General features: G+C 37.8%; 26 protein-coding genes and 2 pseudogenes. 21 read left to right on the top strand and 7 right to left on the bottom strand.

All coding sequences use genetic code 11. The features are described from left to right. The first annotated feature begins 10 nt into the window (after window positions 1–10). The 10 genes and pseudogenes from atpF to napF all read left to right on the top strand — a co-directional run bounded on the left by atpF (window position 11) and on the right by napF (window position 7,862). On the top strand, window positions 11–481 hold the full coding sequence (gene atpF / locus JP36_RS04565) for a F0F1 ATP synthase subunit B (RefSeq protein ID WP_039172398.1): 471 nt from the start codon (window positions 11–13) through the stop codon (window positions 479–481). 12 nt (window positions 482–493) lie between these two features. Continuing rightward, window positions 494–1,027 (top strand): F0F1 ATP synthase subunit delta, encoded by a 534-nt coding sequence (gene atpH / locus JP36_RS04560; protein WP_039172396.1) that lies wholly within the window; start codon window positions 494–496, stop codon window positions 1,025–1,027. Window positions 1,028–1,039: 12 nt separating this feature from the next. Next, on the top strand, window positions 1,040–2,581 hold the full coding sequence (gene atpA, locus JP36_RS04555; RefSeq protein ID WP_039172394.1) for a F0F1 ATP synthase subunit alpha: 1,542 nt from the start codon (window positions 1,040–1,042) through the stop codon (window positions 2,579–2,581). 26 nt (window positions 2,582–2,607) lie between these two features. Further along, window positions 2,608–3,483 (top strand): F0F1 ATP synthase subunit gamma, encoded by an 876-nt coding sequence (gene atpG / locus JP36_RS04550; RefSeq protein ID WP_039172391.1) that lies wholly within the window; start codon window positions 2,608–2,610, stop codon window positions 3,481–3,483. A gap of 20 nt (window positions 3,484–3,503) precedes the next feature. After that, a complete protein-coding gene (gene atpD / locus JP36_RS04545) occupies window positions 3,504–4,877 on the top strand; it encodes a F0F1 ATP synthase subunit beta (RefSeq protein WP_039172389.1) in 1,374 nt (457 codons plus the stop codon). 37 nt (window positions 4,878–4,914) lie between these two features. Then, window positions 4,915–5,340: a F0F1 ATP synthase subunit epsilon gene (locus tag JP36_RS04540; RefSeq protein ID WP_039136180.1), complete on the top strand. Its 426-nt coding sequence runs from the start codon at window positions 4,915–4,917 to the stop codon at window positions 5,338–5,340. Window positions 5,341–5,640: 300 nt separating this feature from the next. Beyond that, the gene (locus tag JP36_RS04535; RefSeq protein ID WP_039172385.1) at window positions 5,641–6,378 is read left to right on the top strand and encodes an acid phosphatase; all 738 of its coding nucleotides are present in this window, start codon (window positions 5,641–5,643) and stop codon (window positions 6,376–6,378) included. A gap of 192 nt (window positions 6,379–6,570) precedes the next feature. Then, window positions 6,571–6,660: pseudogene (locus JP36_RS11905) on the top strand (dimethyl sulfoxide reductase); the annotation flags it as partial. A gap of 57 nt (window positions 6,661–6,717) precedes the next feature. Beyond that, window positions 6,718–7,326 carry a Tat proofreading chaperone DmsD gene (gene dmsD / locus JP36_RS04530; protein ID WP_052119445.1) on the top strand — a complete coding sequence of 203 codons (609 nt, stop codon included), beginning with the start codon at window positions 6,718–6,720 and terminating at the stop codon, window positions 7,324–7,326. After that, window positions 7,293–7,862 (top strand): ferredoxin-type protein NapF, encoded by a 570-nt coding sequence (napF, locus tag JP36_RS04525; protein ID WP_234702147.1) that lies wholly within the window; start codon window positions 7,293–7,295, stop codon window positions 7,860–7,862. Before dmsD ends, napF begins: the two co-directional genes overlap by 34 nt. A gap of 30 nt (window positions 7,863–7,892) precedes the next feature. Here the strand turns inward: napF and corA are convergent, their stop codons facing one another. The 4 genes from corA to ftsY all read right to left on the bottom strand — a co-directional run bounded on the left by corA (window position 7,893) and on the right by ftsY (window position 12,007). Beyond that, entirely contained in the window at window positions 7,893–8,840 is a 948-nt protein-coding gene (gene corA, locus JP36_RS04520) for a magnesium/cobalt transporter CorA (protein ID WP_039136178.1), read from the bottom strand. 280 nt (window positions 8,841–9,120) lie between these two features. Continuing rightward, the gene (gene ftsX / locus JP36_RS04515; RefSeq protein ID WP_039172382.1) at window positions 9,121–10,056 is read right to left on the bottom strand and encodes a permease-like cell division protein FtsX; all 936 of its coding nucleotides are present in this window, start codon (window positions 10,054–10,056) and stop codon (window positions 9,121–9,123) included. Window positions 10,057–10,066: 10 nt separating this feature from the next. Further along, a complete protein-coding gene (gene ftsE, locus JP36_RS04510) occupies window positions 10,067–10,732 on the bottom strand; it encodes a cell division ATP-binding protein FtsE (RefSeq protein ID WP_018345464.1) in 666 nt (221 codons plus the stop codon). Window positions 10,733–10,741: 9 nt separating this feature from the next. Beyond that, the gene (gene ftsY, locus JP36_RS04505; protein WP_039172380.1) at window positions 10,742–12,007 is read right to left on the bottom strand and encodes a signal recognition particle-docking protein FtsY; all 1,266 of its coding nucleotides are present in this window, start codon (window positions 12,005–12,007) and stop codon (window positions 10,742–10,744) included. 125 nt (window positions 12,008–12,132) lie between these two features. On the opposite strand from ftsY, the gene rsmD reads away from it, so the two are divergent. Both rsmD and JP36_RS04495 read left to right on the top strand, forming a co-directional pair. Next, window positions 12,133–12,726, top strand: coding sequence for a 16S rRNA (guanine(966)-N(2))-methyltransferase RsmD (gene rsmD / locus JP36_RS04500; RefSeq protein WP_039172377.1), 594 nt, complete (start codon window positions 12,133–12,135; stop codon window positions 12,724–12,726). Between the two features lie 3 nt (window positions 12,727–12,729). Beyond that, on the top strand, window positions 12,730–13,719 hold the full coding sequence (locus JP36_RS04495) for an acryloyl-CoA reductase (RefSeq protein ID WP_039172373.1): 990 nt from the start codon (window positions 12,730–12,732) through the stop codon (window positions 13,717–13,719). Here JP36_RS04495 and JP36_RS04490 read toward each other — a convergent pair. Then, complete coding sequence (locus JP36_RS04490) at window positions 13,716–14,651, bottom strand: LacI family DNA-binding transcriptional regulator (RefSeq protein WP_234702146.1); 936 nt, start codon at window positions 14,649–14,651, stop codon at window positions 13,716–13,718. The genes JP36_RS04495 and JP36_RS04490 overlap by 4 nt on opposite strands. Before the next feature lie 38 nt (window positions 14,652–14,689). Between JP36_RS04490 and JP36_RS04485 the strand changes: the two are divergent. The 3 genes and pseudogenes from JP36_RS04485 to JP36_RS04475 all read left to right on the top strand — a co-directional run. Further along, window positions 14,690–14,995: pseudogene (locus tag JP36_RS04485) on the top strand (PTS transporter subunit IIC); the annotation flags it as partial. 10 nt (window positions 14,996–15,005) lie between these two features. Continuing rightward, window positions 15,006–15,827 carry a transketolase gene (locus JP36_RS04480; RefSeq protein WP_081964337.1) on the top strand — a complete coding sequence of 274 codons (822 nt, stop codon included), beginning with the start codon at window positions 15,006–15,008 and terminating at the stop codon, window positions 15,825–15,827. Beyond that, complete coding sequence (locus JP36_RS04475) at window positions 15,820–16,764, top strand: transketolase family protein (RefSeq protein ID WP_039172365.1); 945 nt, start codon at window positions 15,820–15,822, stop codon at window positions 16,762–16,764. The genes JP36_RS04480 and JP36_RS04475 overlap by 8 nt, the downstream gene beginning before the upstream one ends. Window positions 16,765–16,831: 67 nt before the next feature. On the opposite strand, the gene JP36_RS04470 is transcribed toward JP36_RS04475, so the two are convergent. After that, the gene (locus JP36_RS04470) at window positions 16,832–17,650 is read right to left on the bottom strand and encodes a Cof-type HAD-IIB family hydrolase (protein WP_039172362.1); all 819 of its coding nucleotides are present in this window, start codon (window positions 17,648–17,650) and stop codon (window positions 16,832–16,834) included. Window positions 17,651–17,772: 122 nt separating this feature from the next. Between JP36_RS04470 and JP36_RS04465 the strand changes: the two genes are divergently transcribed. From JP36_RS04465 to era, 6 genes are all read left to right on the top strand, one after another. Beyond that, window positions 17,773–18,471 carry a DNA utilization protein GntX gene (locus tag JP36_RS04465; protein ID WP_039172359.1) on the top strand — a complete coding sequence of 233 codons (699 nt, stop codon included), beginning with the start codon at window positions 17,773–17,775 and terminating at the stop codon, window positions 18,469–18,471. 105 nt (window positions 18,472–18,576) lie between these two features. After that, window positions 18,577–19,161 carry a Fe-S biogenesis protein NfuA gene (gene nfuA / locus JP36_RS04460; RefSeq protein WP_013745975.1) on the top strand — a complete coding sequence of 195 codons (585 nt, stop codon included), beginning with the start codon at window positions 18,577–18,579 and terminating at the stop codon, window positions 19,159–19,161. Between the two features lie 145 nt (window positions 19,162–19,306). Then, window positions 19,307–21,103, top strand: a complete 1,797-nt coding sequence (gene lepA / locus JP36_RS04455; protein WP_039137134.1) for a translation elongation factor 4 — start codon at window positions 19,307–19,309, stop codon at window positions 21,101–21,103. Between the two features lie 9 nt (window positions 21,104–21,112). Next, window positions 21,113–22,084 carry a signal peptidase I gene (lepB, locus tag JP36_RS04450; RefSeq protein ID WP_039172357.1) on the top strand — a complete coding sequence of 324 codons (972 nt, stop codon included), beginning with the start codon at window positions 21,113–21,115 and terminating at the stop codon, window positions 22,082–22,084. A gap of 2 nt (window positions 22,085–22,086) precedes the next feature. Beyond that, complete coding sequence (gene rnc, locus JP36_RS04445; RefSeq protein ID WP_039172355.1) at window positions 22,087–22,767, top strand: ribonuclease III; 681 nt, start codon at window positions 22,087–22,089, stop codon at window positions 22,765–22,767. Window positions 22,768–22,778: 11 nt separating this feature from the next. After that, window positions 22,779–23,702 carry a GTPase Era gene (gene era / locus JP36_RS04440; RefSeq protein WP_039172352.1) on the top strand — a complete coding sequence of 308 codons (924 nt, stop codon included), beginning with the start codon at window positions 22,779–22,781 and terminating at the stop codon, window positions 23,700–23,702. Between the two features lie 44 nt (window positions 23,703–23,746). On the opposite strand, the gene JP36_RS04435 is transcribed toward era, so the two are convergent. Beyond that, a complete protein-coding gene (locus tag JP36_RS04435) occupies window positions 23,747–24,571 on the bottom strand; it encodes a DUF5718 family protein (protein WP_039172349.1) in 825 nt (274 codons plus the stop codon). Window positions 24,572–24,875 lie beyond the last annotated feature (304 nt).

The following is a 24,875-nucleotide window of genomic DNA, read 5'->3' as shown; positions in this document are numbered from 1 at the left end:
GAGGTCCGTTGTGAATATCAACGCAACATTAATTGGACAAACAATAGCTTTTATCATCTTTGTATGGTTTTGCGTGAAATATGTTTGGCCACCGATTATTAAAGCTATCGAAGAGCGTCAATCACAAATTGCGAATGCATTGGCTGCGGCTGAAGTAGCGAAAAAAGAACAAGCGGATACACAAGCACTGATTGAAAAAGAAGTGAATGCGGCAAAAACACAAGCTCAATCTATTATTGATGCAGCGAATCGTCGCCGTAATGAAATTTTAGCTGAAGTTCAAAATGAGGCAGAAACTTTGAAAGCAAAAATCGTGGAACAAGGTTATGCTCAAATTGAAGCTGAACGTAAACGTGTTCAGGAAGAATTACGAGCTAAAGTGGCTTCTTTAGCAGTGGCCGGTGCTGAAAAAATTGTTGCTCGCAATGTCGATGAAGCTGCTAATAACGACATTATCAATAAATTAGTGGCTGAATTATAAGGAAGGTAAGCTATGTCAGAATTTACTACAGTAGCTCGTCCTTATGCGAAAGCGGCTTTTGATTTTGCGATTGAACACGATCAATTAGCTCAGTGGCAAACAATGTTAGGTTTTGCGGCAGCTGTAGTTACTGATGATAGAATGCAAAATTTATTAGTCAGCGATTTATCAGCAAATAAAATTGCCGATATAGTGATTAAAATTTGCGGTGATCAGTTGGATAAATATGGTGAAAACCTTATCCGTATTATGGCTGAAAATAAACGTCTACAAGTTTTGCCGGCTGTGTTGGCACTGTTTAAAGAGTATGTGGATGATTATAAGTCAATCACAGAAGTTTATGTTACCTCCGCTTTTCCATTAAGTGATAAGCAACAAAAAAATATTATTGCCGCGATGGAAAAAAGGCTTGCTCGTAAAGTTAAATTAAATTGCAATGTGGACAGTACTTTAATTGCGGGAGCAGTTATTCGTACTAATGAATTTGTCATTGATGGAAGTAGTCGTGGTCAAATTGCTCGTTTAGCTAATGAGTTGCAATTGTAAGAGGAAAAAAAGATGCAACTAAATTCTACAGAAATTAGTGAACTGATTAAAAAACGTATTGCCCAGTTTGAAGTCGTTAGTGAAGCACGTAATACTGGTACAATCGTTTCCGTGAGTGATGGTATTATTCGTATTCACGGTTTAACAGAGGTAATGCAAGGGGAAATGATTGCATTACCGGACAATCGTTATGCTATTGCTTTGAACTTAGAAAGAGATTCAGTTGGTGCGGTAGTAATGGGACCTTATGCTGACTTGGCTGAAGGTATGGAAGTACAATGTACTGGACGTATTTTGGAAGTGCCAGTCGGTCGTGGTTTATTAGGTCGTGTGGTTAATACATTAGGTCAGCCGATCGATGGTAAAGGTGAGATTGAAAATGATGGTTTCTCTCCGGTTGAAGTGATTGCACCGGGTGTTATTGATCGTCAATCTGTTGATCAGCCAGTGCAAACCGGTTATAAAGCGGTTGATTCAATGATTCCAATCGGTCGTGGTCAACGTGAGTTAATTATCGGTGACCGTCAAACCGGTAAAACCGCATTGGCGATTGACGCAATCATCAACCAACGTGATTCAGGTATTAAATGTGTTTATGTCGCTATTGGACAAAAAGCATCAACAATTGCTAATGTAGTACGTAAATTAGAAGAATATGGTGCGTTAGATAATACAATTGTTGTAGTTGCTTCGGCGGCAGAATCAGCGGCTTTACAATATCTTGCTCCATATGCTGGTTGTGCAATGGGAGAATATTTCCGTAACCGTGGTGAAGATGCTCTGATTGTTTATGATGATTTGTCAAAACAAGCTGTAGCCTATCGTCAAATTTCATTGTTATTACGTCGTCCGCCTGGACGTGAAGCCTTCCCAGGTGACGTTTTCTATTTACATTCTCGCTTATTAGAACGTGCTGCTCGAGTTAATGCTGAATTCGTAGAGCGTTTTACTAATGGTGAAGTAAAAGGAAAAACAGGATCACTAACAGCATTGCCTATTATTGAAACTCAAGCGGGAGATGTTTCAGCATTTGTTCCAACCAACGTAATTTCTATTACTGATGGTCAGATCTTCCTTGAAACAAACTTGTTTAATTCTGGTATTCGTCCGGCAGTTAACCCTGGTATTTCTGTTTCTCGTGTTGGTGGTGCTGCACAAACTAAATCAATGAAGAAATTGTCAGGTGGTATTCGTACCGCATTAGCACAATATCGTGAATTGGCGGCCTTTGCTCAATTTGCTTCTGATTTGGACGATGCAACTCGTAAACAACTTTCTCTTGGTCAGAAAGTTACAGAATTGTTGAAACAAAAACAATATTCACCGATGACTGTAGCACAACAATCTTTAGTGTTGTTTGCTGTTGAATTTGGTTATTTAGATGATGTTGAATTAGACCGTATTGGATCATTTGAATCTGCTTTGTTGGAATATGCTCAAAATAATTATGAGGAATTTATGCTAGAATTGACTAAAACCGGTAATTATGATGATGCAGTAAAAGAGACTTTAAAAGCAATTTTAGACTCATTTAAGAAAAACGGTGCTTGGTAATTATCATAACGTAACGGAGAGATGAAATGGCAGGTGCGAAAGAGATAAGAACCAAAATCGCTAGTGTACAAAGTACACAAAAAATTACTAAGGCGATGGAAATGGTTGCTGCCTCCAAAATGCGTAAAACGCAAGAACGCATGTCTTCTTCACGTCCGTATTCTGACACAATACGTTACGTAATTAGCCATGTATCAAAAGGTAGTATTGGATATAAACACCTTTTCTTAGAAGAGAAAAAAGCAGAAGACATTAAAAATGTTGGTTACATAATTGTTTCAACTGATCGTGGATTGTGTGGCGGTTTAAATATTAATCTTTTTAAGAGAGTATTAAATGAACTTAAATCATTTAATGATCGAGGGGTTAATGTTCAATTGAGTTTAATTGGATCTAAAGCTATTAATTTTTTTCAATCAATGAATTTTGCTGAAATTATCTCTCAAACTTCAGGAGTTAGTGATACACCATCGGTTGAAGAGTTAATTGGTACCGTAAATACAATGGTGGAAGCTTATCGAAAAGGTGAAGTTGATGCAGTGTATTTAGTATACAATAAATTTGTTAATACTATGTTGCAAAAACCAATTTTGGAAAGATTACTTCCATTGCCAGCACTAGAAAACGATGGTTCTCAGTCAGGTCTTTGGGATTATATTTATGAGCCAGATCCAAAAGTGTTGCTTGATAATTTGTTAATTCGATATATTGAATCTCAAGTTTATCAAGCCGTAGTAGAAAACTTAGCATCTGAACAAGCGGCGAGAATGGTTGCTATGAAAGCAGCAACAGATAATGCTGGTAATTTAATCAATGATTTACAGCTTGTCTATAATAAGGCTCGTCAAGCAAGTATTACAAATGAATTAAATGAAATTGTCGCTGGTGCGGCTGCAATTTAAAGTAGATTAGAGGAATGATAATGGCAACTGGAAAAATTGTACAAATCATCGGTGCCGTCATTGACGTTGAGTTTCCACAAGATGCTGTACCAAAAGTGTATGAAGCATTAAACGTTGAAACTGGTCTTGTGCTTGAGGTACAACAACAATTAGGTGGTGGTATTGTTCGTTGTATTGCGATGGGATCTTCAGACGGATTAAAACGTGGTTTATCTGTAACTAATACAGGTAGCCCAATTTCTGTACCGGTTGGAACAGAAACATTAGGTCGTATTATGAATGTACTTGGTGAGCCAATTGATGAACGTGGTCCTATTGGCGAAAAAGAACGTTGGTCAATTCACCGCGCTGCACCGAGTTATGAAGAACAAGCAAACAGTACAGAATTGTTGGAAACCGGTATTAAAGTTATCGATTTGGTTTGCCCATTTGCGAAGGGGGGTAAAGTTGGTTTGTTCGGTGGTGCGGGTGTAGGTAAAACTGTTAATATGATGGAACTTATCCGTAATATCGCAATTGAACACTCAGGTTATTCCGTATTTGCAGGGGTAGGTGAACGTACCCGTGAAGGTAATGACTTCTATCACGAAATGCAAGAATCCAACGTTTTAGATAAAGTATCACTTGTTTACGGACAAATGAATGAACCACCAGGTAACCGTTTACGTGTTGCATTAACCGGTTTGACTATGGCTGAAAAATTCCGTGATGAAGGACGTGATGTATTGTTTTTCGTGGATAATATTTATCGTTATACCCTTGCTGGTACAGAGGTTTCTGCGTTGTTAGGTCGTATGCCGTCAGCGGTAGGTTATCAACCTACTCTTGCGGAAGAAATGGGGGTTTTACAAGAACGTATTACTTCAACTAAAACTGGATCAATCACTTCCGTACAAGCGGTTTACGTTCCTGCGGATGACTTGACTGACCCATCTCCGGCAACAACTTTTGCTCACTTGGATTCAACTGTCGTATTAAGCCGTCAAATCGCTTCACTCGGTATTTATCCTGCGGTGGATCCGCTTGATTCAACTTCACGTCAATTAGATCCGCAAGTTGTTGGACAAGAACATTATGATGTTGCTCGTGGCGTACAGGGTATCTTACAGCGTTATAAAGAATTGAAAGATATTATCGCAATTCTTGGTATGGACGAATTGTCTGAAGAAGATAAATTAGTGGTGGCTCGTGCACGTAAAATCGAACGTTTCTTATCACAGCCGTTCTTCGTTGCTGAAGTATTTACCGGTTCACCGGGTAAATATGTGCCATTAAAAGAAACAATTCGCGGCTTTAAAGGTATTTTAAACGGAGAATATGACCATATTCCTGAACAAGCGTTCTATATGGTTGGTTCTATCGATGAAGTATTAGAAAAAGCGAAAAAAATGTAATTGCTCCTAAGGCAAACAATCGCTAAGGAGATAACTAATGGCAACGTTTAACTTAACAGTTGTAAGTGCGGAAGAAAAAATATTTTCAGGTGTTGTTGAAAGTATTCAGGTTACAGGGAGCGAAGGTGAGTTAGGTATTCTCGCTGGGCATACCCCGTTATTAACTTCGATTAAACCTGGCATCGTAAAAATGATGAAAGAAGGTAAAGAAGAAGTTATTTATGTATCCGGAGGCTTTCTTGAAGTGCAACCAGGAAATGTGATTGTATTGGCGGACACTGCGATTCGAGGAGAAGAGCTTGATAAAGAACGTATCCTTGCAGCGAAACGCCGTGCAGAAGAAAATATTCGCAGCGCACATAAGGATGGTAATTATGAGCTTATGGCTTCTAAACTTTCCAGAGAGCTTGCGAAATTGCGTGCTTATGAACTCACAGAAAAATTAGTCAAAAATAAACGCTAATTCTTAATATTGAAAAAGCCGGTTATAGCGATATAGCCGGTTTTTTGTTTTTTTAAGGCATTAAAAATGTGATCCAGTTAACATTTTTAAAATAATTGGTATCGTTCCCATTGAATAAAATTGGGCGAGTTTTATGATGTTATTAACAACACATTGATGAATAAAATCTTTCACTTATGGTTGAGAAATATGTTTGATTTGGTAGAAAGAAAATTCTTCCAAAGTGAGCTGATTCATAGGCAATATTTTATGTGTTGCACTGTGAAATTATATGTTTGTTATATTTATGGGGATTAAAAAATGAAAAAACTTTCATTAATTACATTACTTCTTTCAGTATCCACATTTTCTTTTGCACAGGATAATGATGTTACTACTAAGCCTGATTTGTATTTTCTAAAAAGTAGTGAAGTAATTGATAGTTTTAAACTTTTACCACCGCCGCCTGCGGTCGATAGTGTTCTGTTTTTAAACGATAAAGCACAATATGAAAAAGGAAAATTACTGAGAAATACAGAAAGAGGAAAACAGGCTTATAAAGATGCTTATGTCGCGGCTGACGGTGTGCCACAAGCATTTTCAGAAGCGTTTGGTTTAGAAATTTCTCAACAAAAAACACCTGAAATTTATAAATTACTACAAAACTTTAGAGAGGATGCCGGCGATCTCTCAACAAGGGCTGCGAAAAAAGGTTATATGAGAATTCGTCCGTTTGCTTTCTTCAAAGAAGGAACTTGCCGACCTGATGATGAAAAAACTTTATCGACAAATGGTTCCTATCCTTCTGGACATACTGCTATCGGTTGGGCAACTGCTTTAGTTTTAACTGAAATTAACCCAGCTCGTCAAAATGAAATTATAGAACGTGGTTATGAAATGGGGCAAAGCAGAGTGATTTGCGGTTATCACTGGCAGAGTGATGTTGATGCAGCAAGAGTGGTGGCGAGTGCAGTAGTGGCAACATTGCATACTAAACCGGCATTTTTACAACAGTTAGAAAAAGCAAAACAGGAATTTAATAAACTTTCTAACAAATAATTTTTGAATAGCGATGGCAACCGGCTATAGCGATATAGCCGGTTTTTTGTTAGCAATAATTTTCATTAATTATAATTAGTTGATATATATTATCTTTTTTATCTTGGAGCAGAAAACACTCCATATAATAGCATCTCCTAAGGGTCATATAAAATAAGTTTATTTTGTAAAAGTAATCATAGAGCCGGATTACTATTCGCGGTATTATTAGTTTTCGGTGGAGAAGTGTTAGGTCGCATCATTTTTTATGGACTGCATATGACGGTAGGTATGGCAGTTTGATGTTAATGATGGCTATGCCTAATGATTTAGGCGTAGTTCCTTTCTGTGGGAGACACAATGATGGAACGAGAAAAGTTTTTAGAATGGGTAAAAACAAGTGGTTATTGGATGGGAATGTTATTATATTTTGAACCAAGACACTCTGTTTTAAAGCCTATTCTAGATGCATTGGATCATATGGATTGGCAAGGAGATTGGTTTCCAGCACTCAAAAATGAGGATGAAATTGTGGCGTTGTTACGCCAACGTGATAATTTGCCGGAACAATTCCAAGCGCAATTTATTGGGCCTAATGCTTTACCGGCACCGCCTTGGAGTACAGTTTATTTGGATGAAGAGGCTGTCATCTTCGGCGAACCCTTGATAGATCTTCGCAAATTTATGCTGAAAAATAATATCTGCTGTAATGTTGGTACTGAAGAACCTGAAGATCAGGTTGGCTTAATGTTAATGATGGCAGGTTATATTGCTAATAGTAATCCGAAAATTCTTGATGAATATTTAGCGAAGTATCTGTTTACTTGGATTTGGCGTTATTTAAGTTTACTTACTAAACAAACAGAATCTCCTTTTTATCGTGGAATTGGTTTAATTGCGGAACAAACTTTATCGTTATGGCAGATGAACATTAAATGCTCTGTTCCAAAATTACCACTCTATTTTTAGCAATGATGACAACAAAAGACGAACGTTATTATTCGGCATATTTGTCACATCATAATATTTCAAGGCGAGGGCTTTTTCGTATTTTTAAACAATCACCGCAACAACAATCGTTGCGGCGATTACAAAATCGCCCACCGTTTGCTGCAAAAGAGTCGTTGTTTACCGCTTTTTGTGATGGTTGTGGTAAATGTGCGCAAGTTTGCCCATATGGGTTAATCCAAATTGAACAACAAAAAGCGACTTTAGCGATAACTTATACTGCCTGTGATTTTTGTGGACTCTGTGCACAAGTTTGTTCAACAAAAGCATTACATCCGGCATTCAAAGCAGACACTGAATTAAGACCATACTTCTTAACGGAATGTTTACAACAACAGGGACAAGCGTGTGATAGTTGTATACAAAGCTGCTCGACAAAAGCGATCCGACTTGATAGTAATAAACAACTTATGGTTGATTTATCGCACTGTAATGGCTGCGGCGAATGTAAAGTCAGCTGTTTTATGAGTGCGATAGATTTGACATTAATGGAATGAAAAATGCAGTATCGGAATACTGCATTTTTCTTACAACCACCCTTTTCGTTTGAAATAAAGGAATGGGAATAAGGCGGCGAGAGCCATTAAAACTAAGGCGAATGGGTATCCGAATTTCCAAGTTAATTCCGGCATATTGGCAAAGTTCATACCGTAAGTGGAAGAAACCAATGTTGGCGGTAGGAAAATCAAGGATGCCACAGAGAAGATCTTCATAATTCTGTTCTGTTCGATATTCATAAAACCCATTGCCGCCTGCATTAAGAAGTTCACTTTTTGGAATAAAGATTCGTTGTGAGGTTGTAGTGATTCAATATCTCGTAATACTTCACGTGCTTGTTCTAACTGGCTAGCTGGTAAGCGAGTTTTTCGCACTAAGAAACTTAATGCCCGTTGTGTATCCATCAAACATAAACGCACTTTTGAGCTTACGTCTTCTTGTTCAGTAAGAGTAGATAGTGCTTGATCAAAGGCTTCACCTTGTTTCCCTTCAAGAATAATACGGCTTAATTTTTCTAAATCAGCATAAACAGTTTCTATAACATCGGCCAACTGTTCAATTTTAGTTTCAAATAAATCAAGCAGTAATTCATAAGCATTGCATTCAAGTAAACGTTGAGTTCTGGAACGCATACGATAAAGACGGAAAGCCGGCAATTCACGGTCTCTTAATGAGAACAAACGTCCGTCACGTAAGGTAAAAGCAACGGTGGCAATATCGGCGTAATCATCTTCATCTTCACAATAAAAGAAAGAGTGTAAATGTAAGCCGTCTTCATCTTCAAAGAAGCGTGCGGATGCCTCAATATCTTCCAATTCAAGATAAGAAGCTAAGCTTTGACCTAGTCCTTTTTGTAGCATCTCACGCTCTTCGGCAGTTGGTTCTAATAAATCAATCCAAATTGCATCATTTAATGCATCGCTGTTTTCGTCAATTCGCACTAAACGTGCGTCATCTAAGGCAAATGCTCCAATCATCTGTTCTTACTCCCTAAGTTGGGTTTTGAACAACGCAATGAACAAAATAAAAAAGATTCCAGTTTATTTAATATAATGGGAAGTTTGATACTTACCGACTTTTCGCCGATAAGCAAAAGAGGCTATGAGGCGAAAAGATTAGTTGTAATAGTAAAACCAGTATCGACTGTGACTGTCCAAAGTGTTTGTCCTCATAGAAAAAATATCGGGCGGAATGTTACTCTTGTCAAATGAAATAGTCAAGTTTCACCATTAATGAAACTTGACTTTACTTTAAAGATTAATTTTTCTTTTCAAAATCATTGATATGCTTGTTGGCTGAAATCCAAGCTGCTGTATAGCCAATCGCAGAACAGATAATAATCATAAGAAGTATTTCTGAAATAGCTAAGCCATTTAAGGCAATTTTTATAGCAAAAATATCAGCAACATAACCAACAGCAGTAGAGAAATAGCTGATTAATAAAAAACTGAAAATAGTAGCTAGAATACTGCCTAACATACCATAAATAATGCCGGTGCAAAGAAATGGTCGAAGAATGAAGTGATTAGTAGCACCAAGCAGTTTCATTACTTCAATATTAGTGCGGCTGCTATAAACATCGGAACGTACACTATTTCCAATAACTAAAAATACTGCCAAGCTCATTAAAAAACTGCAAATAGTGGCAATTTTTGCGATTAAATAGGAAATTGCTCCTAATTTTTCTATCCAGCCGTCATCTAAACGTACTTCCTGTACGCCTTTGACTTTCGCCAGTTCTGTGCGTAATTCCATCATTTTATCGCTGCTTTTATATTCATTTGTTGGTTTTATCATCACTACAGCTGGTAAAGGATTGTCATCTAAAAGAGATAATTCTTCATTAAATCCTGACCATTGACGAAAATCTTCAAGGCTTTTTTGGCGAGAAATATAATTGAGTGAATCGACACCTTGTTGTGCTCTGAGTGACTCAACAACGCGTTCTGTATCCTGTTCACTCAAATTCTTATTCAGATATACTGCCAATTCTGATTCTGGATAGAAGTTATCGATAGTATATTCCACATTTTTCCATAATAAATAAGTCGTTACCGGAATAGTTAATGAAACGGCGATCACAATAACGGTTAATAATGTACCGAGTTTTCTTTTTAATAGTTCACGAAATACCATTTGGAAGACAATTTTGAATTGCAAGAAAATGGAAGCGTTGAGATGATGTTGGTTCATAATAATCCCATTAACAAATAAACTGTTTTAAATGCCCTTGTTCTAAAACGATGGTCGGTTTTGGATTCTGTGCGATGATATTGACATCGTGCGTGGCAATAATCACCGTTACCCCCATACTGTTCAATTGCTCGAAAAGATGAAAAATATCCAATGAAAGCTCTTTATCCAGATTGCCGGTTGGCTCGTCTGCCAACAGAAGTTGTGGGCGATTCACAATGGCACGAGCAATATCGACACGTTGCTGCTCACCGCCTGAAAGTTGCTGCGGATAGTAATCGGCACGATGGAATAAACCAACACGATCCAATGCTGCCGAAGCACGTCTTTTGACTTCATTAGGGTGCATTCCGTTAATGACTAACGGCAAACCGACATTATCCAACACAGTGTAGTTAGTGAGCAGACGATAATCCTGATGCACCATTCCGATTTGGCGGCGTAAATAAGGCATTTCAGATGCGGGTAAGCGGGTAATATCGTGATTATTGAACCAAATATTACCGCCATTGGCACGTTCAATACCAAGGATCAGTTTTAACAGCGTGCTTTTACCGGCACCGGAATGACCGGTGATATAGGTCATACTGCCGACAGGTAAATGAAAACTGATTCCTTGCAGGGCGGGTTTGTTTCCGCCACTATAAACTTTACTGACATCTGAAAACCGAATCATAACTGTTCCTTAAACCTCTTTATCCGATGTAAACAGCGCTTCAATAAACTCTTCGCTATTAAATGGGCGTAAATCATCAATTTTTTCACCCACTCCAATATAACGAATAGGTACATTAAATTGATCTGCTAGTGCAAAAATGACACCGCCTTTTGCTGTGCCGTCCAATTTAGTTAGTGTAATTCCTGTAATACCGACCGCTTCATTAAATAATTTCATCTGACTAATGGCGTTTTGACCGGTGCCGGCATCTAATGTCAGCATAATTTCGTGTGGTGCATTTTCATCATATTTTTTCATCACTCGCACAATTTTTCTTAGTTCATCCATTAGATTATTTTTATTTTGTAAACGACCTGCGGTGTCGGCAATGAGAATATCCACCCCTTTTGCAGTTGCAGATTGCATTGCATCAAATAATACTGAAGCGGAATCTGCACCGGTTGCTTGAGCGATAACAGGAATATGATTCCGCTCACCCCAAACTTGTAACTGTTCCACAGCTGCTGCTCTGAAAGTATCACCGGCAGCTAACATAACGGATTTACCTTGCTGCTGGAACTGTTTTGCTAATTTACCAATGGTTGTGGTTTTACCTACACCGTTTACACCGACCATCAGAATAACAAAAGGTTTTTTATCGGTTAGCACCAAAGGTTGTTCATTCGGTTTCAAAATAGTTGCTAATTCGACCTTTAATTGTTGATAGAGTAATTCCGCATCTTTTAACTGTTTACGACTGGCGTGTTCTGTTAGATTTTTAATAATTTTATTAGTGGTTGGCACGCCAATATCGGCAATTAACAACTGTTCTTCTAATTCTTCAAACAGATCATCATCAATTTTTTTACCTGAAAAGAGAGAGCGAAAACCGGCACCGATATTTTGTTTGGTTTTCACTAAGCCTTGTACTAAACGGCTGAAAAAGCCTTGTTTAGTTGGTTTTTCCTGTGTTCTAATTTTTGTAGGCTCAGGCTCAGGCTCAGGCTCAGGCTCAGGCTCAGGCTCAGGCTCAGGCTCGATTTGCTGTGGTGGAAGTGAAGAATTTTGTTGTTCTTGCTGTTCTGTTGTTGCTATTTCTGTGTCGGTAAGTTGTGATTCAGTAATCGGTGTTTCAGTTTTATGAGCTTCAGTTTGTGGATGCTGATCTGAAATAACATTATCTACATTTTTATCAGTTTTTGTTTCCTGTTGTGTATTTTGTTGCGGTTGTTGAGATTTATTACGACCGAATAATGATGCCCAAAAGCCTTTTTTCTGTTTATTTTCCGACATATTTATTTCCAAATTAATATCAAATGATAATCTGCATAAGGTTATGCACAAAGTGAAAAGAATAGACTAAAATACCAGCTAGTTTATCATTTTAATGTTATTGATGTTTAGCATTTCTTTTATTTATGGCAAAAAACCTTTCAAAAATAGCACAATTGAGTAACAACAAGGGCGAAGTGAGAATTATCGGTGGATTATGGCGAGGGCGTAAATTGCCGGTATTGTTGTCCCAAGGGTTGCGTCCTACTTCAGATCGAGTGCGTGAAACACTGTTTAATTGGCTAATGCACGATATTGTTGGAGCGGATTGTTTAGATTGTTTTTCTGGTAGCGGTGCTTTGGGGCTTGAGGCGTTATCTCGTCAGGCAAATTCGGTAGTAATGTTGGAAAAATCGCCACAAGTGGCAAAACAGTTAAAGCAAAATTTACAACAGCTTAAAACAGAGCAGGGCGAAGTGGTTTGTGCGGATACCTTGTCGTTTTTAGCAACAGCTGAAGCGAAAGGTTTTAATATTGTTTTTATTGATCCGCCGTTTCATCAGAATCTGCTTTCAGAAACACTGTTATTATTAAATAATCACGGTTGGCTGGCGGAGGAGGCGTTGATTTACATTGAAACGGAAAAAAACTTAACACCGACCGTACCGGAAAACTGGCAGTTGTTAAAAGAGAAATTTACACAGCAAGTTGCATATCGTTTATATCAGAAACAGGGGTGAATTATGAAAGCATTGGTATTACGTCAATCGGAAAATCAACCTTTTCAGGCAAAAATTGAAAATATCGATTCGCAATTTTTCTCTGAAGCACAACGACAAGGCATTAAAGTTAAAGTGCATTATTCAGCGTTGAATTATAAAGATGCGTTGGCATTATGCGGAACCGGTCGGATTATTAAACAGTACCCCTTCATTCCCGGCATTGATTTGGTCGGCAGTGTTGCCGAAAGCAATGATCCGGCGTTTAAGGTGGGGGATTTAGTGTTGGCTACCGGCTTTGGCTATGGGGAATTGCAGTTCGGTGCGATGGCGGAATATACCTATGTACAACCGCAACATTTGTTGAAACTGCCGATAACGCTGACAGAATATAAAGCGATAGCATTAGGTACGGCAGGTTTTACTGCAATGTTGTGCGTGAATGCGTTACAACAGGCTGAAATTACGCCTGATAAAGGGCAAATTATTGTGACCGGTGCAAGCGGCGGTGTCGGCTCAATTGCGGTCTATTTATTGCATAAATTAGGCTATTCAGTGGTTGCCGTTTCAGGAAATACGGATCGTTATCAACAACTTTTGGATTTCGGTGCAGAGAAAATTTATGATCGATCCCATTTTGCACAACCAAGCCGTCCATTAGAAAAACAACAATTTGCCGGCGTGATTGATACTGTCGGTGGCGATATTTTGGCAAATTTGTTAAGTCGTGTGCAGTATCACGGTTGTGTTGCTTGCTGCGGTTTAGCACAAAGTTATCAACTGCAAACCACAGTAATGCCGTTTATATTGCGTAATGTGCGATTGCAAGGCGTGGAGTCAGTTTATTTTCCGCTCGAAAAACGCACAGCCATTTGGCAGCAACTGGCACAACTGATCGGTGATGATTATTTACAAGCGTTCACGCGTGAAATCCCATTAGCAGAAGCTGCCGAATATGCTAAAAAGATGCTCGATCACCAGTTATACGGCAGAACAATTGTGAGGGTGGGTTAGGTACTGTCTCGGATGATGAGCCGGCTGCGAACAAGGATACTATCCGGTTTATAGGCTATTTGTTGATTGAATAAGCGTCTTACAGTTCGCCCGGCTAGAATTCCCATTTCTTTATAAGGAATGGCTACAGTTGTTAATTTGGGATAACACACTTCGCTAACTTCTAAACCGCCTATGCTGCTTATTGTTGTTTCATAAGGAATATTAATATGACGACGATGAGCTTCAAATAGTGCGCCACAAGCCATTTCATCAGATAGGCAGATAAAAGCGTCAATTCGTCCCCAAAGTAAAAACGCCTCGTTGAACAGTTGCGCTCCAGTTTTGAAAGAGGCGTGATTAGCACCGTGTAGGACAAGGTGAGGGTTAATGGCGTATTGCAAACAAGCGCTATGCCAACTTTTCATATATTGTTGGAAAATAGAAAGTTGTTGATTGGCGCAAAGTAAACCTATTTCTTGTTTTCCTTTTTGTAATAAATGCGAAACCAACAGATGAATGACTTGTGATATATCAACGCCTATGTTGATACCTAAACCGTCAGTTTTATGTGCACCAATGGATATGAGTGGTAAATTAAGATTTTTTAGTCGTTGTGATTGATTGGCATCATATTCCATATTTAATAAAACAATAATTTCAGGGGAATATTGAATTGCTTCGTTGATCCAATCTTTGTCTTTTTCAGTAAGAAGAAACAGAAGTTGTACATTAGCGGTTTGTAATTCCCTCTGTAGCCCTTCTAGAATAAGTGTATTCTCAGTGGCAATTAATGATGTTGTAACAATCACGATATTATTGGAGTTGACACTTGCCAGATTTCTTGCTGCTACATTCGGAATGTAACCCATTTCCTGAATAGTCTGTTGAATTTTATTCCTTAACTCTTCAGAAACCAAATCTGGTTTATGAATAGCTCGGGAAACCGTCATTGCACCAACCCCACTTTCTTGGCGATATCAGCTAAAGTTACTTTCCCTGTACTGCAACTGCTGGTGTATTCGGTAATGCAATGGGTGGAAGAAGAGGTGCAATTCTAGGTGCATTTGCACACGGCATATTAATTACATTCCTTCCTGTATTCCTATTGCCTGTATTAGGAAACTTGGGATTTTCAAATACTACTTTCTCAGATGCAGATTTTGGGGTAGTGGGCATTATCTTAGGAAATATGGCGAATTATTGGGATAAAAATATTATTACTGTTGTGATTGTCAGTTTATTTATAGCGTTAGTGGCTTACAACTATCTTAAAAAAGAAAAAGCAAATAATTAAGGGGTAGATGATGGAAACTAATCTGATCCAATTTGCTAATCAAATTAGAATTGAAACATTAAAAATGTTGATGAATTTAGGATTTGGTCATTTCGGCGGTAGTTTGTCTGTGGTAGAGGCTCTTGCTGCATTATATGGAAAGGTGATGAAAATTGATCCGAAAAATCCAAATTGGAATGAGCGAGATTATTTTGTGTTATCAAAAGGACACGCAGGCCCTGCTTTATATAGTACATTAGCATTAAAGGGATATTTCCCATTAGAGCAATTAAAAACACTCAATCGAAATGGCACATTGTTACCTAGTCATCCGGATCGTTTGAAAACACTTGGTGTTGATGTGACAACCGGTTCTTTGGGACAAGGTTTATCAATTGCTAGCGGAATTGCTTTTTCTCATCAATTAAGAAATTTGCCGAACAGAACATTTTGTATAGTGGGGGACGGTGAATTAAATGAAGGGCAATGTTGGGAAGCGTTTCAATTTATTGCTCATCATCGTTTAACTAATCTCACTGTGATGGTGGATTACAACAAAATGCAGTTGGATGGAGCTTTAACAGAGATCATAGCTCCTTTTAATTTGCAGGAGAAATTTACTGCGTTTGGTTTTAATTGCCTTGCCGTTGATGGAGCTGATGTACAAATGTTGGCTCGAATTTTATCTGAACCAGCACAAGACAAACCGAAAGTTATCATTCTAAACACGAAGAAAGGACAAGGCGTGCCTTATTTGGAAGGTTTGCAAAATAGTCATCATTTAAGACTAAATGATGAAATGAAGGCGCAGATTGAAAAGGCCATTGCAGAGTTGGAGGTTAAGAATGCGTAATTTAGAAAAAGATACTCTGGAAATGAGAGCAGTTTATGCCTCTACTATGGCTGAATTGATCCAAGAAAATCCTTTAATCATTGATTTAGAAGCAGATTTAATGAGCTCTATGTCGATGGATAAAGTACAGAAGCTGTATCCGAAAAATGTGATTAATTGTGGCATTATGGAAGCGCATAGTATCGGTTTAGCAGCAGGAATGTCGATAGCCGGACATATTCCGTTTTTTCATACATTCACAGCTTTTGCCAGTCGCAGATGTTTCGATCAACTATTTATGTCGGTAGATTATCAGCAAAATAATGTGAAAGTGATTGCTTCTGATGCCGGTATTACTTCTGCACATAATGGTGGAACACATATGTCGTTTGAAGATATGGGAATTGTTAGAGGTTTGGCTTATGCAACAGTAATGGAAATGACTGATGCGACAATGATGAAAAATATTGTGCGTCAATTAGCATTATTGAAAGGTTTTTATTGGGTGAGAACAATGCGTAAGCAGGCGACAAAAATTTATTCTGACAATGAAGAATTTGTTATCGGTAAAGCAAAAGTTTTGCAACAAGGAAAGGATGTGACATTAATTGCTAATGGCATTATGGTTGCAGAAGCGTTAAGAGCGGCGGATATTTTAGCTGAACAGCATCAAATTTCCGCAGCCGTAATTGATATGTTCACCTTAAAACCGATAGATGCAGAAACGATAGTGAAATTTGCCCAACAAACAGGAAAAGTAGTGACCTGTGAAAATCATAGTATTGAAAACGGTTTAGGCTCGGCAGTTGCCGAAGTGCTAGTTGAACATTGTCCTGTGCCAATGAGAAGAGTAGGGATAAAACATCGTTATGGTCAAGTGGGAACGGTCGATTTTTTGCAAAAAGAGTACCAACTTACTGCAGAGGATATTGTTAAACAAGCATTATCAATATTTTAATTAAAAAGAGAGCGTTTATAAGTGGCTTAACTGTTTTTTCTGTAAAAAATTAAGCCACTTTAATATCCTAAATTAAATCATCTTCAGTTAACACACCTAAAGCCAATAAACCTTTGAGAACACCATCGTGTTCAATATCTTCAGTAACATAATTAGCAATTTTTTTCAGTTCGGGATGAGCATTACCCATCGCTACACCTGTACCGACATGAGTTATCATTTCAATATCATTTAAACCATCGCCAAATGCCATCACATTATCAATTGTGAAACCGAAATAGTTTATAACAGAATCAATACCGCTTGCTTTTGAGCCACTTGCGATAAGGCAATCCACAGAATAGTCGTGCCAGCGGACAGTTTTAAATTGTTCACCTAAAATGCCTGAGTCGGCGATAAATTGGTCTTGTGATTCAGGATAGAAAAGTAAAAGTTGATAAATGTCGTGCGTTTTATAGTAGTCTTTGTCGATAAAATATCGGGTAGTAATAGGATCAAGTGCCTCTTTTAATTGTGGCGTAATGTTAGAAACTGCAATGGCTTCATTGCTGACAAAAGCATAATCTATTTGGTGTGTATGTAAAAAATGGATAATTCTTTCAATATCTGTTGTAGCAATAGGATGTTTGCTAATGACTTGATTTTTATAACTATTATATTGGCCGTTAATAGTTACAAATAATTCGATACCTTCTTGCTTGATTAATTGATCAATTTTTTCTGGAAAAGCACATCTTGCTCGTCCAGTAGCGATAGCCGGAATAATGCCCTTATGTTTTAAACTGCGGATTACGCTTGGCACGCTGGCAGGCAGAATAGCTTTATTTTTTACGTAAAGTGTTTCGTCAATATCGAAAAAGATAATTTTAATGTCTGGTTTTGTCATAACTTGCCTTGAGATAATGAAAAGAGTGTTAATTTTAGCAGTTTTTCTTTATTTCTCGATCCTCTTCACAAAAATTATCATTATCTCATTAATAGTTTAAGGATTTTGATTACGATAATGGAATGAAGCGGAATAATATTTTTGATTTTTGTTGCATTCAATGTGGAAGACGTTTGCAGATTGCGGTACACGGGCTTTGTTCATTTTGTTATAAACAGATTAAGAAATTTCATTATTGTGGTTGTTGTGGTACAAAATTACCAGAGAATCGGCAACGTTGTGGTATTTGTTTATTAACACCGCCGTTATGGCAAAAAATAGTATTTGTTTCGGCGTTTGAAGAACCGTTGCAATCGCTTATTTATCGTTTTAAATTTCGGCAAGATTATTGGTTGGATCGAAGTTTAGCAAGATTGCTGTTATTGTCTGTTAGAGAAGCGAGACGAACACATCAATTAGAATTGCCGGAGTTGTTAATTCCGGTGCCGTTACATCATAAAAGACAGTGGGGACGCGGTTATAATCAATCTTCATTGTTAGCTCGATATTTAAGTCGCTGGTTGAATATTCCCTATTTAGAGAATGCTATTATTCGTCAACGTGCTACCTCGACACAGCGAGGCAAAAATAGCTGGCAAAGAGAGCAAAATATGCAACAGGCATTTGCCTTAAAACAGCGTCTTCCGGCGCAAATAAAGCGAATTGCGTTAATTGATGATGTTATCACTACCGGAGCGACAATGGAGGCAATTTGTCGTTGCCTGATGCAACAGGAGTTGGCAGAAATTCAGGTATGGGCATTGTGTAGAACGCAAAAATGATTTTTCCTTTCGGTTTAATTGAGTGAGGGAGTAGAAAAAATTTTAGATTAGGCGTATTATTCCCGACCATATCAGTCAAGTATTAACAAAAAGGATAGATAAATTATGCAGCAAATTGTGATTTCCAGTGCGGCACAGGCACATTTCCGTAAACTGCTTGATCAACAGGAAGAGGGAACAAATATCCGTATTTTTGTCGTTAATCCGGGTACACCGAATGCGGAATGCGGGGTGTCTTATTGTCCGAAATCAGCAGTTGAAGCAACAGACCATGAAATGAAATATGAAACATTTTCAGCGTTTGTTGATGAGTTAAGTTTGCCGTTTTTGGAGGATGCGGAAATTGATTTTGTGACTGATGAAATGGGGTCACAATTAACTTTAAAAGCACCGAATGCCAAAATGCGTAAAGTAGCGGATGATGCACCATTAATTGAACGTGTTGAATATGTTATTCAAACACAGATTAATCCGCAGTTGGCAAACCACGGCGGACGCATAACTTTGATTGAAATTACTGATAAAGGCGAAGCAATTCTTCAATTCGGTGGCGGTTGTAATGGATGTTCAATGGTTGATGTTACATTGAAAGATGGTGTGGAAAAACAGTTATTGGCACAATTTGAAGGTGAACTGACAGGTGTAAAAGATGTTACAGAACACCAACGTGGTGAACATTCTTATTATTAAAATGTTAAGTTAAGGGCAGGACTATTCCTGCCATATTTTTGATATATTGTTGACAAATTCCTTTCTTGTAGCAGTTTTTGCTAGTTTCTTGTAAAATCTTGCGGTTTATTTGATTAATCAACTATTTTATTAAAATTATCCATTTATGAAGAATATCCGTAATTTCTCAATTATTGCTCATATCGATCACGGCAAGTCCACTCTATCAGATCGTCTTATTCAAATTTGTGGTGGTTTAAGTGACCGTGAAATGGAAGCTCAAGTATTAGATTCAATGGATTTAGAGCGTGAGCGTGGCATTACTATTAAGGCACAAAGCGTTACATTAAATTATACAGCGAAAAATGGTGAAATTTATCAGTTAAATTTTATTGATACTCCCGGGCATGTAGACTTTTCTTATGAAGTTTCCCGTTCGTTGGCAGCTTGTGAAGGAGCTTTATTAGTGGTTGATGCTGGACAAGGCGTTGAGGCTCAAACTTTGGCGAATTGTTATACAGCAATTGAGATGGATCTTGAGGTAGTGCCGATCTTGAATAAGATTGATTTGCCGGCGGCCGATCCGGAAAGAGTGGCGGAAGAGATTGAGGATATTGTCGGGATTGATGCAATTGATGCAGTTCGTTGTTCGGCGAAAACTGGCGTCGGAGTTGAGGATGTATTGGAAGAAATTGTTAAACGTATTCCAGCACCACAAGGTGATCCTGAAGCGCCGTTACAAGCGTTAATTATTGATTCGTGGTTTGATAATTATTTAGGTGTGGTTTCTTTAGTTCGTATAAAAAATGGAACCTTAAAGAAAGGTGATAAGATTAAAGTAATGAGCACCGGTCAAAGTTATGGTGTTGATAGATTAGGTATTTTTACACCTAAACAGGTTGATAAGAATGAATTATCGTGTGGTGAGGTTGGCTGGGTTGTTTGTGGTATTAAAGATATTCTTGGCGCACCGGTAGGAGATACTTTGACATTACAATTTAATCCTGCATTAAAACCATTACCGGGGTTTAAAAAAGTAAAACCGCAAGTATATGCAGGCTTATTTCCTGTTAGTTCCGATGATTATGAAGCATTCCGAGATGCATTAGGAAAATTAAGTTTAAATGATGCATCGCTATTTTATGAACCGGAAAATTCTAGTGCGCTTGGCTTCGGTTTTCGTTGTGGCTTCTTGGGTTTATTACATATGGAAATTATCCAAGAACGTTTGGAGCGAGAATATGATCTAGATTTAATTACTACTGCACCGACAGTAATATACGAAGTGGCGATGACAAACGGAGAAGTATTATATGTCGATAGTCCGGCAAAATTGCCACCAATTAATAATATTGCTGAAATCAGAGAGCCTATTGCTGAATGTAATATGTTACTGCCACAGGAATATCTTGGTAATGTAATTACTCTGTGTGTTGAGAAACGTGGTGTACAGACGCATATGGTATATCACGGTAATCAAGTGGCATTGACATATGAAATGCCAATGGGTGAGGTGGTGTTGGATTTCTTTGACCGTTTGAAATCAACTTCGCGTGGCTATGCGTCTTTGGATTATTCATTTAAACGTTTCCAAGCGGCAGATATGGTGCGAGTAGATATAATGATTAATGGGGAGCGTGTAGACGCTTTAGCGTTGATTGTTCATAAAGATAATGCGCCTTATCGTGGTCGAGAGTTGGTAGAGAAAATGAAAGAGCTTATTCCTCGTCAACAATTCGATATTGCGATTCAGGCAGCAATTGGCAACCATATTATCGCACGCTCAACAGTAAAACAGTTACGGAAAAACGTGTTGGCAAAATGTTATGGTGGTGATGTTAGTCGTAAGAAGAAACTATTGCAGAAACAAAAAGAGGGTAAAAAGCGGATGAAATCGCTTGGTAATGTTGAAGTTCCCCAAGAGGCGTTTTTGGCGATTCTACACGTTGGAAAAGATAAATAAGGAGCAAGTATGTCAAACTTTTTCTTGCCTATTTTGTTAGTAGTTGGATTTATCCTGTGGAAAGTGTTGGATTATTTTCAACTACCGAATACATTCACAATTTTGTTAATTGTGTTCTCGGTGTTATCGGGTATTTTTTGGTGTCATCAACGTTTTGTACTGAAACCGAAACGTCAGCGTCAAATTGCAAGAGCAGAGCAACGTAGTGGTAAACAGTTAACAGATGAAGAAAAATCAAAAATAGAGCCAATTTCAGAAAGTGCGGAATTTATTGCTTCATTATTTCCTGTGTTGGCAGTAGTATTAATTGTGCGTTCTTTTTTATATGAACCATTCCAAATTCCTTCTGGTTCAATGGAACCTACTTTGAGAGTAGGGGATTTCTTATTGGTCAATAAATATGAGTATGGTATTAAAGATCCGGTATTTCAGGAAAAGTGGGTGGCGTTAGGCGAGCCGAAACGTGGTGATGTCATTGTTTTTAAAGCACCAATGCAACCGAACGTGGATTATATTAAACGTGTTATTGGATTACCTGGAGATCATATTAAGTATGATCAGCAGGATGGCGTTTTAACGATAACACCAGCTTGTGGTCAGGATGTTTGTGAAAGCCAAACTTATCAGTATGAGGGATTTGAACCTAATCCGGAGTTCGTTTATCACGGTAACTCACAAATTGAACGAACTGAAATAGGTGCAGTAACACATCAGATTTTACTTAATCCAGATCGTTTTAATTATGACCCTTATTATTTTAAACAAGATGGAAATGCGGCCGGCGAATGGACTGTGCCGAAAGGTGAGTATTTTGTGATGGGCGATAATCGAGATAATAGCAATGATAGCCGTTTTTGGGGATTTGTGCCGGAAAAAAATATTGTTGGTAAAGCTACTGTAATTTGGTTAAGTTTAGATAAAAAAGAAGGTGAGTGGCCGAGAGGTATTCGGACTGAGCGTTTCTTTAAACAAATTAAATAGTTATGAATAATCAACATTTAGATAGATTACAAAATAAATTGAATTATCAATTTAAAAAAATGGTGTTATTGCAACAAGCTTTAACCCATCGTAGTGCGGCAAGTGAACATAATGAACGTTTAGAATTTTTAGGTGATTCGATCTTAAACTTTACGATTGGTGAGGCGTTATATCATCAATTTCCTAAATCTGCTGAAGGGGATTTAAGTCGTATGCGTGCTACTCTAGTTAGGGAACAGACTTTAGCTCAAATTGCAGTAGAGTTTGATTTGGGTGAATATTTGAAATTAGGACCGGGTGAATTAAAAAGTGGTGGTTATCGCAGAAGCTCAATCCTTTCTGATTGTGTGGAAGCGATTATTGGTGCGATTTATTTAGACAGTAATTTTGAGAAAGTGAAAGATACTGTTTTAAAATGGTATCAACAACGCTTAGCAGAAATTAAGCCTGGCGATAATCAAAAAGATCCGAAAACACGTTTACAGGAATATCTACAGGGTATTCGTCAACCTCTGCCAACTTATAAAGTGGTGGAAATTAAAGGTGAAGCGCATAATCAAACTTTTAAAGTGACCTGTAAGATCTCACAATCTGAAACTTTATTTGAAGGCGTCGGCAGTAGTCGTCGTAAAGCAGAACAAGCTGTGGCAGAGAAAATTTTGTCTGCATTGAAAATAAAATAAATGAGAGCATAATGACAGTAGATCATCAAACAGATAATCAACAAGAAACCTATTGTGGTTTTATCGCTATTGTTGGGAGGCCGAATGTCGGTAAATCAACACTATTAAATAAAATTTTAGGGCAAAAAATATCCATTACTTCAAGAAAAGCTCAAACTACACGCCATCGTATTGTTGGAATTGATACGGATGGTGTGTATCAAGCGGTATATGTTGATACTCCGGGACTTCATATTGAAGAGAAACGTGCGATTAATCGTTTGATGAATCGTGCGGCGAGTAGTGCAATTGGAGATGTAGATTTAATCATTTTTGTTGTTGATGGCACCCATTGGACTGATGATGATGAAATGGTGTTGACAAAATTACGCAGTGCGAAAGCGCCGGTAGTGTTGGCCATCAATAAAATTGATAATGTGAAAAATAAAGATGAATTGTTGCCTTTCATTCAGCAATTGACAGAAAAGTTTTCATTTAAAGAGGTTGTGCCTATTTCGGCACAGCGAGGCAATAATGTGCATCAATTAAAAGCGATTGTGCGTCAATTTTTACACAAAGGCGTTCACCATTTTCCGGAGGAGTATGTTACCGACCGTTCTCAACGTTTTATGGCATCAGAAATCATTCGTGAGAAGTTAATGCGTTTTATGGGAGAAGAGTTGCCTTATTCCGTTACAGTAGAAATTGAGCAGTTTAAAATTAATGAACGTGGCACTTATGAAATTAATGGATTAATTTTAGTTGAGCGTGATGGACAGAAAAAAATGGTGATTGGTCATCAGGGTCAAAAATTAAAAACGATTGGAACGGAAGCTCGACAGGATATGCAACGATTATTCGATGCGAAAGTGCATTTGGAACTTTGGGTCAAAGTGAAAAGTGGTTGGGCTGATGATGAACGAGCGTTAAGAAGTCTAGGCTATATGGATGACTAAAAAAGAAAACCTCAAAAAAGCAGATTTTTGAGGTTTTTCATTAATTAAGCACTTACTTTTTGAATAAGTGCAGAAATATCGTCAGGGAAGTTTTCGGCTTGGGCAAATTGTGCAATCTGTTGATGATGATATTGTCTTCCATCATATACTACTACGATACTGGTATCTCCAGCTTGTAAATAATGGGTTTCACCAAATTCGGTATATCTGGTTGCACCAATACTGATAATTGCTTGAGAAGGATAATTGGCTTGTTGCAACAATTCAGAAATGTTATTCATTGGTCCTTGATCGGGCTGATTATTCATTCTGTCAATTAGCCAATTTACTAATTTTTGATTGAAATAATTATAGCCTGATATAGGGCTATCTATACCGTATGCAGTCAAGATATCATTTCTTTTGTGAAAACAAGCAATACGATAATGATCTAGTTTGCCACCTTTATCTATAGAATTGACATCTAAAAAGCGACTCGAAATGCCTTTTGACGCATTTCCCCAATTCTTTTTTTCACAAATTTTCTTGGCATTAGGTTTTCGGATGGAGCAATCATTATAAGCTGCAAAAGCAAAAGGCGATAAAGCGATGACTTTTTTGTTGCTGTCATAACTAATATTAAATAGTATGGCAACTTCTGGCTCTATTTGTAAATTATCTGCACCCACAGGGGCTTGAATGGTTGAGGATGAAAGCGGAAAAGTTGCTAAAAAATTATCGGCATTAGGTACATAAAAAGGAAAAATAGCTTTCGGTTGAGAAGCCTCTTTTGTTACAACCTGTTCAAAATCTTTTGCTTCACCAGCTTGTTCTAAATGCCCAGCAAAGTTACCGGCTACTCCGAAGCCGATAAATTGAGTTAAGTCCATAGTTATCTCCATAGTAGTAAAAAATACAGATTAAAAAGAAAATTGATGTAAAACAATACATTTTGCAGAAATTCTAGGCAGTTAAATAAAAAAGTGTGATATTCGTCATAAAAACAGTTGCAAGGCATAAAAAAATCCCTATAATGCCGCCTCACGCAACAAGAGAGGATAAACATTGGCTCAAAAGTGAAGAGAATATCCCAGAAAGTGAAAAAAAAGCTTGAAAAAATCTTGTTGACAATAAAGGTCAAGAAATGTAGTATAGACGACCTTGTCGCAATAATGCGACCTGTTCTTTAAAAAA

This window comes from Gallibacterium genomosp. 1, assembly GCF_000771875.1.
GTDB lineage: Bacteria > Pseudomonadota > Gammaproteobacteria > Enterobacterales > Pasteurellaceae > Gallibacterium.
The sequence above is the reverse complement of the archived record's forward strand: the minus strand, read 5'-3'. Positions and strand labels throughout refer to the sequence as shown.